Below are 15,111 nucleotides of genomic sequence, written 5' to 3' on the forward strand. Positions count from 1 at the left end.
GCAGCGAGGCCCGGGCGGCCCCTTCGTGATCCGAGGCGGCCGACCCGTCGGGCCTGGGCCGGGGAACGGAACTTCAGCGTGCCGTGCGGATGGTCCTGTCGTCAGGCAGGGTCGGGGGCGGTTGGCCCGGAGGTCTCCCGGGAGCGGCCTGCGGGGGGAGATGCCGGTCCGGCGCCGGAAGGTCCGGTGTGCGGTGCCAGGCTGCACCGGCGTCGGCGCGGGGGACGGACGCCGGACGGGGGCATCGAGCCCCCGACCGCCGTGTCGCCGCGTGCCGCGTCTCCGGCGCGGGGCCGGAGGCGGCGGTGCTCAGCCCTTCAGGCGCCGGTCGCGCATCGCGATGAGGCGCAGGCGCAGGGCGTTGATCTTGATGAAGCCGGCGGCGTCCTTCTGGTCGTAGGCGCCGGCGTCTTCCTCGAAGGTCACGTGCTGCTCGGAGTAGAGGCTCGCCTCCGACCAGCGGCCCACGACATTGGCCGAGCCCTTGTAGAGCTTCACCCGGACGGTGCCGGAGACATGCTCCTGGCTCTTGTCGATCAGCGCCTGCAGCATCTCGCGCTCGGGGCTGAACCAGTAGCCGTTGTAGATGAGCTCGGCGTAGCGCGGCATCAGCTCGTCCTTCAGGTGCGCCGCACCCCGGTCGAGGGTGATCGACTCGATGCCCCGGTGGGCGGCGAGCAGCACCGTGCCGCCCGGCGTCTCGTAGATGCCGCGGGACTTCATGCCCACGTAGCGGCCCTCCACGAGGTCGAGCCGGCCGACACCGTGCTTGCCGCCGAGCTCGTTGAGCCGGGTGAGCATGGCGGCGGGCGAGAGCGCCTCGCCGTTGAGGCTCACCGCGTCGCCCTTCTCGAAGCCGATCTCGATGTACTCGGGCGTGTCGGGGGCCTTCTCGGGGTCCACGGTGCGCTGGTAGACGTAGTCCGGCGCCTCCTGCGCGGGATCCTCGAGCACCTTGCCCTCCGAGGAGGTGTGCAGCAGGTTCGCGTCGACCGAGAAGGGCGCCTCGCCGCGCTTGTCCTTCGGCACCGGCACCTGGTTCTGCTCGGCGTACTCGATCAGCCGGGTGCGGGAGGTGAGGTCCCACTCGCGCCAGGGCGCGATGACCTTGATCTCGGGGTTGAGCGCATAGGCGGAGAGCTCGAAGCGCACCTGGTCGTTGCCCTTGCCGGTGGCGCCATGGGCCACGGCATCGGCGCCGGTCTCGGCGGCGATCTCGACGAGACGCTTGGAGATCAGCGGCCGGGCGATGGAGGTGCCGAGCAGGTAGAGCCCCTCGTAGAGCGCGTTGGCGCGGAACATCGGGAACACGAAGTCCCGCACGAATTCCTCGCGCACGTCCTCGATGTAGATGTTCTCCGGCTTGATGCCGAGCAGCTCGGCCTTCTTGCGCGCCGGCTCCAGCTCCTCGCCCTGGCCGAGATCGGCGGTGAAGGTGACGACCTCGCAGCCATACTCGGACTGCAGCCATTTCAGGATGATCGAGGTGTCGAGACCGCCGGAATAGGCGAGGACGACTTTCTTGGGGGCGGACATGCGCGGGCGCTCCATGGGTTCGGGACGGACGGTTTGCGGGCAGCCTTACGCCCTCCGGGCCTTCCGGGCAAGGGGCGCGGGGCCGGCGGGGTTGGCCAGGTGGCCCGGCCCGTGCCAGTCTGGCGGCCTCGGCGGGGAGGACGCGATGGACGTGCAGGTGGCGCTGTTCCGGGGGATGAACGTGGGCGGCACGCGGCGGCTGGCCATGGCGGAGCTGCGCGCGGCGCTGGAGGGCGCCGGCCTCGGCCCGGTGCGCACCCATGTGCAGAGCGGCAACGCGGTGTTCCGCGCGCGCGGCACGCCGGAGGCGCTCGCCGCGCGCATCCGCAGCGCCCTTGAGGCCGCCACCGGCGTGACGGCCGAGCTGGTGGTGCTGCCCGCCGCCGAGCTGGAGTGGATGCTGGCGGAAAACCCCTTCCCGGAAGCGGCGGCGCAGCCGGCTGGCCTGCATCTCTTCGTGCTCGACGGGCCGGTGCCAGACCTCTCCGCCTTCGCGCCGCTGCGCGCGGGTGACGAGCGCCTCGCCGCGGCGCCGCGCGGGGTGTGGCTGCACGCCCCCTCGGGACTGGGGCGCTCGAAGCTGGCGGCGGCGCTGGGCCGGCGGCTGCCGGGCGTGGCCACGGCGCGCAACCTGCGCAGCCTCGAGGCCATCGCGGCGCTGGCCCGGGAGATCTGAGGCCGGGCCTTGCCGCCGCAGTCCGCGACCGGACCTTGCCCGCGCTGCAGGACCACGAACCCATGCCGTGCTTTGCCCCCGAAGCCCGGCACCGGGGACGCCGGGACCGGGCCCGTTCACGACCGCGCGCCCCGGCCTGCCCGATAGGGGCCCGGGAGAGTTGGCTTCAGCAGATCAAGGTTCAGCAATCGCTAACCATGGCGGGCGCAGGCTCGGCCGGGCTGGAATTGGCCGCGCGGCTGGCCTATGCCTGTGCGCGCTGCCCCGCGCCGGGCAGCGGCCCGGGGTCCGCCCCCGGGAGGCCAGCCTGACGCCGGCGCCTGACATCGCCCCGAAGACCGCCCCGAATACCGCCGTGAGAGGACAAGCGCATGACCGAATTCGCCGCCGCCGCCGAGCAGGCCGCCGCAGCCCTTGCCGCGGTGATGGAGCCCACGCCGCTGCAGCGCAACGCCTTCCTCTCCGAGCGCTACGGCGCCGATATCTGGCTCAAGCGCGAAGACCTCTCGCCGGTGCGCAGCTACAAGCTGCGCGGCGCCTTCACCTTCCTGTCCATGGCGCTGCAGCGCAACCCGGAGCAGGCGCGCTTCGTCTGCGCCTCGGCGGGCAACCACGCGCAGGGCTTCGCCTGGGCCTGCCGGCATTTCGGCCGCCACGGCACGGTTTTCATGCCGGTCACCACGCCGGAGCAGAAGATCATGAAGACCCGCGTCTTCGGCGGGGAGTTCGTCGAGGTGGTGCTCACCGGGGATTTCTTCGACGCGAGCCTGAAGGCCGCACAGGAGCATGCCGCGGCGAACGAGGCGGTCTTCGTGCCGCCCTTCGACGCGGATGACACCATCCTCGGCCAGGCCACGGTGGCGGTGGAGATCCTCGCCGCCCTGCCCGAGCCCGATCTGGTGATGCTGCCGGTGGGGGGCGGCGGGCTCGCGGCGGGGGTGACGAAATACTTCGCCGCGAAGGGCGCCTCCGCCGGTTTCCGCTTCGTCGAGCCGGAGACGGCGGCGAGCCTCTACGAGGCGCTGAACGCCGGACACCCGGTCACCCTGCCGAAGGTCTCGAGCTTCGTGGACGGGGCCGCCGTGGCGCGCATCGGCGAGCGGCCCTTCGCCGCGCTGCACGGCGCCTCGCCGGCGCAGGTGATCCGCGTGGCCGAGGGGCACCTGTGCCGCACCATGGTCGAGATGCTCAACGTCGAGGGCGTGGTGCTGGAGCCCGCCGGCGCCCTCTCCATCGACGCGTTGGCCGACCTGCCGCCGGACGTGCTGCGCGGCCGCACCGTGGTCTGCGTGGTCTCGGGCGGCAACTTCGACTTCGAGCGCCTGCCGGAGGTGAAGGAACGCGCCATGCGCCACGAGGGCCGCAAGAAATACTTCATCCTGCGCCTGCCCCAGCGCCCCGGCGCGCTGAAGGATTTCCTCGGCCTGCTCGGCCCGGACGACGACATCGCCCGCTTCGAGTACCTGAAGAAATCGGCGCGCAACTTCGGCTCCATCCTGCTCGGCATCGAGACGAAGGACCCCGCCGGCTTCCCCGGGCTCTACGCCCGGATGGAGGAGAACGGCATCGTCTACGAGGACATCACCGGCAACGACACGCTGATGAGCCTGATCGTCTGAGGGGGCCTGCCCGGAATGCGCAGCTGCCCCGCCTGCGCCGTGAGGCCGGAGGGCGATGCCTGCCGTGAGGCCGGGCGCCCTGCGCCGGGGCCGGGGGCGCTGCCCCTTGCGCGCCCGGCTGCCGGGCTCAGCGCGGGCGCGCGCCGTTGAGGAGCAGGTCGATGCAGATGCGGATGTGGCGGTCGCGCTCCTCCGCCTCCGGCCAGCCCTCCGTGCCCGGCGGGCCGACACAGCCGCCCTTCGTGACCCCGAAGACCATGTTCATCAGCATGCCGGCGAGCATGTGGGGGTCGAGCGCGCGCAGCTCCCCCTCCGCCTGGCGGTCGGCGAGCCAGCCCGCCAGCGCCCGGCGCGACGGCTCGGCGCCATGGTCGCGCACGATCTCGCCCAGCTCCGGCGCGTTCTGCACCTCCAGCACCACGAGGCGCAGCACCGCGATACGCTCGCGGTCCTCCTCCGGGTCGATGCCCACGCGCAGGATGCGCTCGAGCGCGCGCTCCAGCGGCAGGCCCGCGTAATCTCCCGGCAGGGCCAGCATGCTCGGGCGGTGCGCCTCGATGATGGCGCGGAACAGCTCCGTCTTGGTCGGGAACAGCCGGTAGAGCGTGCGCTTGGACACCCGGCAGCGCGCGGCGATCTCGTCCATGGTGGTGCCGCCATAGCCGCTCTCGAGGAAGAGCGCCCGCGCCTCCCCGACGATTCGCGCCGCAAGCTCGGGGTCGGGGGTGACCTTCGGGCGGCCCCTGCGGCGGGGGGCGCCGGCCTCCGCCCCGGCGCACGGTTTCGTGACCGGGGATGCATCGTGCTGATCGGCCATGCCGTTTTCCTCCCCCTTCGCGGCGACGGACCGCCCGCGCGGCAGCGTTTGCACTTCACGGGTGTTGACATCGTTCGACTGTCGACAATATGGGTAATTCGCAGTTTTGTAAATATGAGGCACGAGATGCCGGCTTTCTTCCAACCGTCGACACCGGCCGTGCCGACCTGCCGCTTCCGGGCGGCGCCTGGCGCGCTGCCGCCGGTGGGCCGCCGGGAGGGGGTGTCCCCGGACGCCGCCGAGGCGGAGGAGAAGACCGCCCCCGCGGGCAGCGTCAGCTCCGCACCCGAGGCCGGCTTGCGGCCGACCGCGCGCCGGACGCGAGCCGGGCAACCCGTGCGGCGGCGGGAGCGCCGGCACGTCGCGGGTGGCCCGGCCTTCCTGCGCGGCGGGGCTCCCGGGCGACCGGGCGGAAGCGCCCTGCGCCGTCCCGGCTCCGGCGATGGCCCGGCGGGCCCTGGCGCTTCGCGAGAGCCGGGGCAGTCCGCCCGCGGTGGTGCGCCTGGTGCCCATCGGGGCGCAGGGCGCGCTTGCAGCCGCAAAATTCTTCTGACAGAACAACGATGTGCAGCCCGGGGTGGGGCTCCCGACGGTGCCCGGCCGCGCGGCCGGGAGCGCCATCCTCACCGTGGAATTCGCCATTGCGCGGCCTGATGCCGGGGGTGGGCTCATCGCGGCGACACCGGATGCCGCGCGCCGGCGGCTGCGGTTCCCCGTGATGACCCCGATGGCCGTCATTTCCGGCATCGCGCCGCTCGCCATTGCCGGCGGAGCAGGCTCCGGTGTGCGGCACGCCATCGGGACCGGGGCCATGGGCGGCACGATCGCGGCCACGGCCCCCGGCGTGCGCTTCGGGCTCCTGCCCCCTGCCGCGGCGCTGCGCCTGTTCGGGCGGCGCCCGCCCCCGGCAAAGGCCCCGAGCGAGGTGCCGGCCGGACCGATCCGAGACCCGCGGCGCGCCGGCCCCCCGGCGCGCCAGCCCCATCCTGTTGAGTGGACGTGATGAATTCTGTGACCCCGGTTGTTTCCCCCGCCGCCCGCCCGCGGCGCGCCCTGATGATGCTCCTCGCCTGCACGGCGCTCGCCGGCTGCGTGGTGGGCCCCGATTACGACACCCCGAAGGTCGACGTGCCGGACCGGTTCAACGCCGATCCCGCCACCACCCCGCGCCCGGCCGAGCTCTCCCGCTGGTGGACCCGGATGGACGACCCGATGCTCGACGCGATGATCTCGCAGGCCGTGGCCGGCAACCTCGACGTGGCCGGCGCCCGGGCCGCCATCCGCGAGGCCCGCGCCACCCTGCGCCAGGCCGGCGGCGCGCTGGCCCCGCAGGTGGACGGCAGCGCCTCCGCCACCCGCCAGGACGGCGGCTCCAACACCACCGCCGGGCAGGGCTCCAACTCCTCCTTCCAGGCCGGGTTCGACGCGGCATGGGAGCTCGACCTCTTCGGCGCCAACCGCCGCACCATCGAGGCGGCGCGCTACGGGCTCGACGCCGCCAACGAGGAGCTGCGCGCCACCCTGCTCACCCTGGTGGGCGACGTAGCGACCTATTACGTGCAGGCCCGCGGCTTCCAGGCCCGCATCAACCTCGCCGAGCGCACCGCCCGCTCGCAGCGCGAGACCGCCGCCCTCACCCGGGCGCAGTTCGAGGCCGGTGCCTCCTCGGCGCTCGACGTGGCCAATGCCACCGGCCAGGCCGCCAGCACCGAGGCCGCCATCCCCACGCTGCAGATCTCCTTCGCCGAGGCGGTGCACCGGCTGAGCATCCTCACCGGCCAGCCGCCGGCGGCGCTGATGGGCAGCATGGCCGAGACGAAGCCGATCCCCGAGCCCCGCCTGCCGATGCCCGCCGGCGTGCCCGCCCAGGTGCTGATGGCCCGGCCCGACATCCGGGTGGCCGAGCGCCAGCTCGCCCAGTCCACCGCGCTCATCGGCGTGGCGGAGGCGGCGCGCTGGCCGAATATCAGCCTCTCGGGCAGCATCGCCACCTCGGCCTCCACGCTGGGCAACCTGTTCGAGGCCTCGTCGGTGGCCTGGTCGGTCGGGCCCTCGCTCACCGTGCCGATCTTCAACGCCGGCCAGCTCGCGGCCGGGGTCGAGATCGCCCAGGCGCAGCGCGACCAGTCCTACATCCTGTTCCGCTCCGCCATCCTCACCGCGCTCGAGGACGTGGAGAACGCGCTCTACGGCCTCACCCGCGAGCAGCAGCGCTACGAGCGGCTCGACGATTCGGCCCGGGCCTATCGCCGCGCCGCCTCGCTGTCGCGCTCGCTCTACCAGACCGGCTCCTCGAGCTTCCTCGACGTGCTGGACGCCGAGCGCTCGCTCTACTCGGCCGAGGACACGCTGCTGCAGAGCCAGATCAACATCGCCACCTACTACATCTCGCTCAACAAGGCGCTGGGCGGCGGCTGGGACGGGCAGGTGGACGCCTCGAAACCCGAGATCGTGGACACCTACACCGGCCCGCGCCTCGCCTATCAGCCCTGAGAGCCGGCACCGCGCGCACCGGCCGGCCGACCGCCGCGCCGGGCGCGCACCGCCTGCGCCGTCCCCCGGCGCTTCGTCACCGGCAGGGCCGGGGCGATGGCCGCGCGGCTGCAGTCTCAATCGAATGGTATAACGTCTTGACGCAGCGGGCCATTTTACCCGATGGTTTCGTGATGGCGCGACTCTGGCGCGCATCTGCGAGATTCTGCACTTCAACACGAAACGATTTTCTGTTTCTATGAGACTCAAAGTTAAGTCTCGTCTGGCCGTAGCGTTGGCATAAATTTGTAAAATATTGCTTCAAACAGTTTTCCCCGAATAATTTCCCATAATCATTCGCCCGGAATCTGCGCCGTGATTTCAGAAGAGTATTGCTTTGGCGAAAACGCCGATATTGATGTTTGCGTTGTCGGTGCCGGGCCTGTCGGGCTCGGCGTGGCGCTCACGCTTGCCCGGGGCGGGCACAGGGTGGTGGTGCTGGAGGCCGGCGGCCGGGTTGCAGAAGGTCGGGAGGGCGGGCCGTTCGAGCTCGACCTTGCCGACGAGGCCACCCACGGCCGCGGTGCGCTGGTCACCCGGCAGGGGCTGGGCGGCACCTCCACCGCATGGGGCGGCGGCTGCACGCCGCTCGACGAGATCGACCTCTCGCCGCGGGCGCATGTGCCGCTCTCCGGCGCGCCGATCGACATCGAGGAACTGGCGAGCTGGCACGCGGCCGCGGGGGAGATCCTCGGCGTGCACGGCAATTTCGACGCTCATGACCCCGACCACGACCCCACCGCCGAAGTACATCTCGACCAGCTCATCCGCTATTGCCGGGTGGCCAACACCTCGCGGCTGCACCGCGAGGAGATCGAGACCAGCCCGGCGCTCACCCTGTGCCTCGACACCCGGGTCCTGGGGCTGGACTTCGCGCCGGGCAGCGGCCGGATCACCGGGCTGCGGGCCATCTCGGCCGGGCGGCGGCTGAGCCTGCGGCCGCGCCGGGTGGTGCTGGCCTGCGGCGGCGTGCAGGCCACGCGCCTGCTCCTGCTCATGCAGCGCGACCACCCGGGCCTGCTGGGCGGGGCGCCGGGCCCGCTGGGGCGCTACTACATGGGCCATCTCTCCGGCTCGGCGGCGCGGGTGCGCTTCGAGCGGCCGGACATGGCCCGGCGCTTTCTCGTGAACGCCACGCCGGACGGGGCCTCGGCCCGGCACTGCCTCGTGATCTCGCCGCGGGTGCAGCGGCGCGAGGGGCTGCTCAATGCCTATTTCGCCCTGATGAACATGCCGCTGGACGACCCCTACTACCTCTCGGGCGCGCTCTCGGCGGTGCATCTCGCGCTGGCCCTGCGCCACCGCACCGCCGATTACATGCCCCATTACCACCCGGGCCACCGCAGCACGCCCTATGCATTCGGCCTGCAGCCGGCGCTGCACATGGGCAATGTTCTGCGCCAGCCGCTGTCCACCTTTGCCGGGCTGGTGAGCATCGCGCGCATGCGCATGGCCGCGCAGAAGAGCCATCCGTTCTTCCAGTTCTACAATCCGCGCGGCATCTACGCCCTGCGCTACCACGCCGAACACGCCCCCGACCCGGAGAGCCGCGTCACCCTCTCCGCGCGCCGCGACGGCGACGGCCTGCCGCTGGCGCGGGTGGACCTGCGCTTCGGCGCGCAGGATGTCTCCTCCGTCCTGCGCTCGCACGAGGTGCTGGCCGGCTGGATGCGCGCCGCCGGGGCAGGCGAGGTGAGCTGGCACCAGCCCGCGCCGCAGCGCGCGGCGCAGGTGCGCGCCCAGGCCTCGGACGGCTATCACCAGATCGGTTGCACGCGGATGTCCGCGAGCCCCCGCACCGGCGTGGTGGACCGCAACCTGCAGGTGCACGGGGTGGGCAACCTCTTTGTCGCCGCGCCCTCGGTGCTGCCCGCGAGCGGGCGGGCGCATCCCACCTTCCCGGCCGTGGCGCTGGGCGTGCGGCTCGCGCATCATCTCATGGCCCGGCCGACCGTCGCGGCGGGGCGGGCCGCCTCGGCCGATGCGCTGGTGCACCGGCCGGAGGGCCGGTCCTGAGCCGGGGCGGTCAGTAGCGGCTGATGTCCGGCGCGCCGATGGCCAGCCCGGCGCGGGCGGCACGGGCCTCGATCTCGCGCGCGGCCTCCTGCAGGAGGGGCACGTACTGGCGCTCGATCTGCTCCAGCGTCACGGCGTTGCGCGCCACGATGATGTTGAGGCAGCAGCGCAGCACCCCGCCCACGATCACCGGCACGCCGGCGCCGGCCTCGGTGTCGAAGAACTCCCCGGACTGCAGGCCGTAGCCGCGCCGGCGGGTCTCGGCGATCAGCGCCTCGAGCTTCTCGCGGTTCTCCATCAGCTCGCGGCTCTCCTCCGGGTGGGGGCGCTCGAAGCGCAGCACCCGCTGGCGGAAGGCGTCGGTGGCGAAGGCCAGCCAGGCCCGCCCGGTGGCCGAGATGGTGAAGGGAAGCTGCGAGCCGGGCCCGCGCCGCCGCACCACGGAGAACACCGCGTCGCGCGCGTTGGTGTTGGCGATCACCAGCTGGTCGTTCTGGCTCACCACGATGTCGGAGGGCCAGCCGAGCGACTTGCGCAGCTCCGCCATCACCGGCCCGGCGATCATCACGATCTCGTCCTCGGCGTTGTAGCCGGTGGAGAGGGCGAGCGCGCGGATGCCGACGGCGAACTCGCGGCTGCCGGGGTCGTAGGTGGCGAAGCCGGCGCTCTGCAGGGTCTCGAGCATGCGCAGGGTGGTGGCCTTGGGAATGCCGGTGCGCTTCTGGATGGCGGTGAGCCCGGCGGGGCCGATGGCGTTCAGCGCCTCCAGCACCTCGAGCACCCGCAGCGAGGCGGTGACCGGCTGGTAAACGGTGGCCGTGTCGGTCTTGCCGCGTGCGATCTGTGGCTTGCCGCGTGTCATGGCTGGCGCCGGTCCTCCCCGCATCGCTCCGCGGCCTCCGGCGGCCGGCCGCCCCGCCCGGGGCGCGGGCGCGAGCATAGCGGAGCGGGCGCGCCGGGGGCAAGGCGGCCCCGGCTCACATCAGCCCCGGCAGCCAGAGCGACAGGCCCGGCACAGCCACCAGCAGCGCCACCACCACCACCTCGCAGACGAGAAACCAGCTCAGGCCGCGGAAGATGGTGTTCAGCTCGACCGCGTCGCCGACGATGTTCTTCACCACGAAGGCGTTCATGCCCACCGGCGGCGTGAGCAGCCCGACCTCGATCATCTTCACCACCAGCACGCCCACCCAGATGAGGTTTATGTCGAGCTTCTCGAACATCGGCAGGAACACCGGCAGGGTGAGCAGGATGATCCCGATCGGGTCGAGGAACATGCCCAGCACCAGGTAGACCAGCACCATCACCGCGATGACGCCGAACACGCCGAGATTCCAGCTCTCCACCAGGTCGCCCATCATCCGCGGCACGCCGGCCATGGCCAGGAAGCGGGTGAGCAGCATCGCGCCGATGGCGATGAAGAAGATGGAGGCGGTGGTGCGGATCGCCTCCATGAAGGCGGTGAGCAGGGCGGCGCGGCTGAGCCGGCCCATCAGCAGCGCGATGACCAGGGCGAAGAACGCCCCGGTGGCGCCGGCCTCGGTGGCGGTGGTGAGGCCGGAGAAGATGCCGCCCACCACGCAGAGCACCAGCACCGGCATCGGCCAGATGTCGCGCAGGGCGCGGAACTTCTCCGCCCGGCCGCCGGGCACCTCCGCCCGCGGTGCGAGCGCGGGGTTGGCCCGGCAGCGCAGGATGATCATGGTGCAATAGGCCCCGGCGGTGAGCAGGCCGGGCACGATGCCGGCCACCAGCAGCGTGCCCACCGGCTGCTGCGTGTACCAGCCGTAGAGCACGAAGGCGATGGAAGGCGGGATGAAGGCGCCCAGCGTGCCGGCGGCGGCGATGGTGCCGGTGGCCAGCCCCTTGTCGTAGCCGAAGCGCAGCATCTCCGGGATGGCGAGCCGCCCCATGGCCGCCGCGGTGGCGAGGCTGGAGCCGGAGGCGGCCGCGAAGCCGGCGGAGGCGAAGTTCGAGGCCACCGCCAGCCCGCCGGGCAGCGGGTTGAACCACAGCCGCGCCGCCTGGTAGAGCGAGCGGGTGAGCCCGGTGTGATAGGCGATGGCGCCCATCAGCAGGAACATCGGCACCGCCGAGAGCGACCAGGAGGCCGCGAAGTCGAAGGGCAGCGAGCCGAGCACCGAGAAGGCCGGCCGGGTGCCGCGCAGCGCGATGATCCCGCCGATGGACACGGTGGAGAGCGCGATGCCGATGGGCACCCGGATGGCGAGCAGCACGAGCAGGATGAGAATGGCGATTGCGGCGATCATGTCCGGCCTCGATCAGGGATGGGGGAGGGCGCGCCGGCCGGTGGCGGCGAAGCGCAGGTCGTCGAGGGTGAGCAGCGCGAACCAGGCGCACATGGTCAGGCAGCCGGCCGGCACCAGCCAGCGCGCCGGCCAGATCTCCACGTAGCCGAGCGCCGTCTCCCAGGTTTCGCCGATGCGGGTCTGGTGCAGGGCCTCGCCGCCGGTGAACCACACCAGCAGGCCGGCCAGCACCACGCCCAGCAGCCCGGCGAAGGCGTCCAGCCCGGCCTGCGCCCGGGCCGACAGCCGGCGGGTGAACAGGTCCACCCCGATATGGCCGCGCTCGCGCGTCACCAGCCCCAGCGGCAGGAAGATCAGCGCCACCATGTAGAAGCTCGCCACCGCTTCCAGCGTCAGCGGAACCGGGCGGTTGAAGAGGTACTTGCAGATCACGTCGAGCGAGACCTGCAGCATCATCAGCGCCGCGGCGAGCAGGGCGAGCGCGATCACGAGCATGTTCAGCCGGCCGAGCCAGCGATGGGCGAAGAGCATGGCGGTGTTCCGGAAACGGGGGGGAGGGGGCGCCCGCCGGCAGGGGGCGGGCGCGCGGGCGGGTGCGGGCCTCAGAACCGCGCCTTGTCGAACACCTCGCGGTTCAGCGCGTCGACGAAGGCCTGCTTGTCGTCGCCGATCCCGGCGAGGAGGCCGCGCCATTTCTCCACCAGCGCCATGTAGGTCTCGATGCGCTGCCGCGCGCCGGGCACGCCGGCCGCGTCGGCGGCGGCGATGGTGTTCTCGATCTCGCCGGCGCGGAAGGCCCCGATGCGCTCCAGCATCTCCTCGTCCGGCTCCACGAGGGTGACGCCCGCGGCCACCGCGCTGTCCAGCGCCGCCCTGCCCTCGTCGCGGTAGGCGAAGAGCACGTCCACCACCAGCTCGGCGAGATTGGCCCGGATGGCCTGCTGCCCGGCTTCGGAGAGCCCGTCGAACACCGGCTTGTTCATCAGCATCAGCCCGGCGTTGAAATAGCTGCCGGTGGGCAGGTCGATCACCGTCTTCACCACGTCCTTGAGCGCGTAGGACTCGAGCCAGGCCGTGGAGGCCACCGTGCAGTCCGCCTGGCCGCGCTGGAGCGATTCATACACCTCCGAGGAGGGGATGGTGACCGTGGTGGCGCCGAAATCCTGCATCAGCACGCCCAGCCGGCCGGAGGCGCGGGTCTTCTTGTTCTGCAGGTCGGCGAGGCTGCGCGTGTCGTCGCGGCACATGATCAGGTAGGGGTCGGGCCCGTAGTAGGCGAGCGAGACCACGTCGCGCGCCGACCGCTCGGCGATGCATTCCTCGCAGGCGACGAGCTGCATCTCGTTGGCCGCCGCGGCGAAGACGATGAAATCGTCCGGCAGGGTGATCATGTCCGAGAACATCGAGGTTACCGGCAGTTCCTGGCGGGCGTAGATGTCGAGCAGCAGGCCGGCGTCGGTGACGTTGTCGGCGACCATGGAGAAGGCCTCCTTCACCCCGCCCATGGCCCCGCCGGGGGACAGCTCCCAGCCCGTGTCGCCGCCCGTCGCCGCCTCCACCCGGGCGAAGAACGGCTCCAGCCCGGCGGTGTGCACGATGTGCGGCGCCGGCAGCGAGCTGCCGTAGGTGAGGGTGGTATCGGCGAGGGCGCCGGGGGCGGAAAGCCCCGCTGCCAGCAGGCCGGGGGCGAGGGCGGGGAGGAATCTGCGCAGGGACATCCGGGGATCCTTCTCTCTTCCTGTTGTTTGGTTCATTAGATGAACCTTTGGTTCTGTTACTTTGAACCTGACCCGAGATATCCCGTCTGTCAACGTGGATTCGATGAAGTATACGCCGGCTCGTGGCAAGGCTTGACAGGATGGGAGCGGGGTTTTCTTATTGATCGCACCTTGGGTTCATTAGATGAACCATACATATGCGAGAGAGCGAGAGACGATGAACACGCAAGCGGAAGGCCGTGCCCTGGCCGTGACCTGCGAGAAGGCTCCGGCCCGGGGCAGCCGGGGCGTGGCGGTGACCAACCACCCGCTGGCCTCGGCCGCGGCGGTGGAGATCATGGCCGCGGGCGGCAATGCGGCGGACGCCACGGTGGCCGCCCTCTTCACCCTCACCGTGGTCGAGCCGATGATGGTGGGCATCTTCGGCGGCGGCGCGTCGGTGGTGCGCATGGCCGACGGGCGCGAGACGGTGATCGACGGGCTGTGCACCGCGCCCGCCGCCTGCCGGCCGGACAGCTACACCCCGGTGTCCGACAGCTGGCCGGACTACATGGAGACCGAGGGCCGGGCAAACCGGGTCGGGATCCGCGCCATCGCCGTGCCGGGCAACCTGCGCGCCTGGTGCGAGCTGCTGGAGGGCTATGGCCGCCTGCCGCTGGCCCGGGTGCTGGAGCCGGCCATCCGCCACGCCGCGCTGGGCTTCGAGGTGACCCCCTACCTCGCCACCACCATCGCGGAACTGGCGGCCGATCTCGCGCTGGACGCCGGGATCTCGAAGCTGTTCCTGCCGCTGGGCCGGCCGCTCGCGGCGGGCGAAATCCTGGTGCAGACGGACTATGCCGCCACCCTGCGCCGCATCGCCGCCGAGGGGCCGGAGGCGCTCTACGGCGGCAGCCTCGGCGCGGCCATCGCCGATCACATCACCGAGGCCGGCGGCTACGTGAGCCGGGCCGATCTCGCCGCCTACCGCACCGAGCACCGCGCGCCGGTGCGCGGCACCTATCGCGGCCACGAGCTCATCGGCCCGCCGCCCCCCTGCTCGGGCGGGGTGCACGTGGTGCAGATGCTCAACCTCATGGAGGGGTTCGACATTTCCGCCTCCGGCTTCGGCACGCCGGAGACCGTGCACCTGGCGCTGGAGGCGCTCAAGATCGCCGCCTCGGACCGCCGTGCCGCCACCGCCGACCCGGCCTTCGTCGACGTGCCGGTGGCGCGGCTCCTCTCGAAGGCCTACGGCGACGCCCGCCGGCCGCAGATCGACCCCGCGCGGGCCTCCGCCTTCGAGGCCGAGGTGCTCTCGCGCGAGTCCGACAACACCACCCATGTCACCATCGCCGACGGCGAGGGCAACATCGTGAGCTCGACCCAGACCATCAACAGCCTGTTCGGCGCGAGGCTGATGCTGCCCGGCACCGGCATCATTCCCAACAACTACATGTACCTGTTCGACCCCCACCCGGGGCTGGCGCTGTCGCTGGAGCCGGGCAAGCGCATCACCTCGGGCATCTCGGCGATGATCGCGCTGAAGGAGGGGCGGCCGGCCTTCGCCCTCGGCCTGCCCGGCGCCCACCGCATCCCGGCCTGCGTGTTCCAGGCGGTCATGAACCTCGTGGACCACGGCATGAGCGTGCAGGAGGCGGTGGAGGCGCCGCGGGTGTTCACCCAGGGCCAGGTGGTTGAGGTGGAGGCCGGCTTCCCCGCCAGCCTGCGCGCGGCGCTCGGAGCACTGGGCCATGAGCTGCGCGAGGTGGCGCATGTGGGCGGCGGCATGGGCCTGATCCGCTTCCATGCCGACGGGTCGATGGAAGGCGCGGCCTGCTGGCGGGCCGACGGCACGGTGATGGCGATCGGCGGCGGCCTCGCCCGCCCGGGCGTGAGCTTCTGGCCCGACCCGTTCCGCGACCGCCCCGCCCCGGGGCAGGGCTGA

12 protein-coding genes are annotated in these 15,111 nt (G+C 72.0%); 6 read left to right on the forward strand and 6 right to left on the reverse strand.

Features of this window, described 5'->3' with window-relative positions:
* Positions 1 to 309: 309 nt before the first annotated feature.
* On the reverse strand, positions 310 to 1,536 hold the full coding sequence (locus tag D3P35_RS02495) for an argininosuccinate synthase (protein ID WP_118133140.1): 1,227 nt from the start codon (positions 1,534 to 1,536) through the stop codon (positions 310 to 312).
* A 145-nt stretch (positions 1,537 to 1,681) separates the two neighbouring features.
* On the opposite strand from D3P35_RS02495, the gene D3P35_RS02500 reads away from it, so the two are divergent.
* Together D3P35_RS02500 and ilvA are read left to right on the forward strand one after the other, a co-directional pair.
* Positions 1,682 to 2,212, forward strand: a complete 531-nt coding sequence (locus tag D3P35_RS02500; protein ID WP_157982008.1) for a DUF1697 domain-containing protein — start codon at positions 1,682 to 1,684, stop codon at positions 2,210 to 2,212.
* 371 nt (positions 2,213 to 2,583) lie between these two features.
* Positions 2,584 to 3,831 (forward strand): threonine ammonia-lyase IlvA, encoded by a 1,248-nt coding sequence (ilvA, locus tag D3P35_RS02505; protein ID WP_118132889.1) that lies wholly within the window; start codon positions 2,584 to 2,586, stop codon positions 3,829 to 3,831.
* A 127-nt stretch (positions 3,832 to 3,958) separates the two neighbouring features.
* On the opposite strand, the gene D3P35_RS02510 is transcribed toward ilvA, so the two are convergent.
* Complete coding sequence (locus tag D3P35_RS02510) at positions 3,959 to 4,648, reverse strand: TetR/AcrR family transcriptional regulator (RefSeq protein WP_118132890.1); 690 nt, start codon at positions 4,646 to 4,648, stop codon at positions 3,959 to 3,961.
* Between the two features lie 565 nt (positions 4,649 to 5,213).
* Here D3P35_RS02510 and D3P35_RS02515 point away from each other — a divergent pair.
* From D3P35_RS02515 to D3P35_RS26925, 3 genes are all read left to right on the forward strand, one after another.
* Positions 5,214 to 5,651, forward strand: coding sequence for an efflux RND transporter permease subunit (locus D3P35_RS02515; protein ID WP_118132891.1), 438 nt, complete (start codon positions 5,214 to 5,216; stop codon positions 5,649 to 5,651).
* Entirely contained in the window at positions 5,651 to 7,141 is a 1,491-nt protein-coding gene (locus D3P35_RS02520; RefSeq protein ID WP_118132892.1) for an efflux transporter outer membrane subunit, read from the forward strand. Before D3P35_RS02515 ends, D3P35_RS02520 begins: the two co-directional genes overlap by 1 nt.
* A gap of 354 nt (positions 7,142 to 7,495) precedes the next feature.
* The gene (locus tag D3P35_RS26925; RefSeq protein ID WP_157982009.1) at positions 7,496 to 9,196 is read left to right on the forward strand and encodes a GMC oxidoreductase; all 1,701 of its coding nucleotides are present in this window, start codon (positions 7,496 to 7,498) and stop codon (positions 9,194 to 9,196) included.
* A gap of 10 nt (positions 9,197 to 9,206) precedes the next feature.
* Here D3P35_RS26925 and D3P35_RS02530 read toward each other — a convergent pair whose 3' ends face one another.
* The 4 genes from D3P35_RS02530 to D3P35_RS02545 all read right to left on the reverse strand — a co-directional run bounded on the left by D3P35_RS02530 (position 9,207) and on the right by D3P35_RS02545 (position 13,184).
* Positions 9,207 to 10,058: a helix-turn-helix domain-containing protein gene (locus D3P35_RS02530; RefSeq protein ID WP_198670436.1), complete on the reverse strand. Its 852-nt coding sequence runs from the start codon at positions 10,056 to 10,058 to the stop codon at positions 9,207 to 9,209.
* Positions 10,059 to 10,173: 115 nt separating this feature from the next.
* Positions 10,174 to 11,466 (reverse strand): TRAP transporter large permease, encoded by a 1,293-nt coding sequence (locus tag D3P35_RS02535; protein WP_118132895.1) that lies wholly within the window; start codon positions 11,464 to 11,466, stop codon positions 10,174 to 10,176.
* A gap of 12 nt (positions 11,467 to 11,478) precedes the next feature.
* Positions 11,479 to 11,997: a TRAP transporter small permease gene (locus D3P35_RS02540; protein WP_157982010.1), complete on the reverse strand. Its 519-nt coding sequence runs from the start codon at positions 11,995 to 11,997 to the stop codon at positions 11,479 to 11,481.
* Positions 11,998 to 12,068: 71 nt separating this feature from the next.
* Positions 12,069 to 13,184 carry a C4-dicarboxylate TRAP transporter substrate-binding protein gene (locus D3P35_RS02545; RefSeq protein WP_157982011.1) on the reverse strand — a complete coding sequence of 372 codons (1,116 nt, stop codon included), beginning with the start codon at positions 13,182 to 13,184 and terminating at the stop codon, positions 12,069 to 12,071.
* Positions 13,185 to 13,401: 217 nt separating this feature from the next.
* On the opposite strand from D3P35_RS02545, the gene ggt reads away from it, so the two are divergent.
* Positions 13,402 to 15,111: a gamma-glutamyltransferase gene (gene ggt / locus D3P35_RS02550; protein ID WP_118132898.1), complete on the forward strand. Its 1,710-nt coding sequence runs from the start codon at positions 13,402 to 13,404 to the stop codon at positions 15,109 to 15,111.

Origin of the sequence: Oceanicella sp. SM1341 (genome assembly GCF_003448965.1) — a bacterium.
GTDB lineage: Bacteria > Pseudomonadota > Alphaproteobacteria > Rhodobacterales > Rhodobacteraceae > Paroceanicella.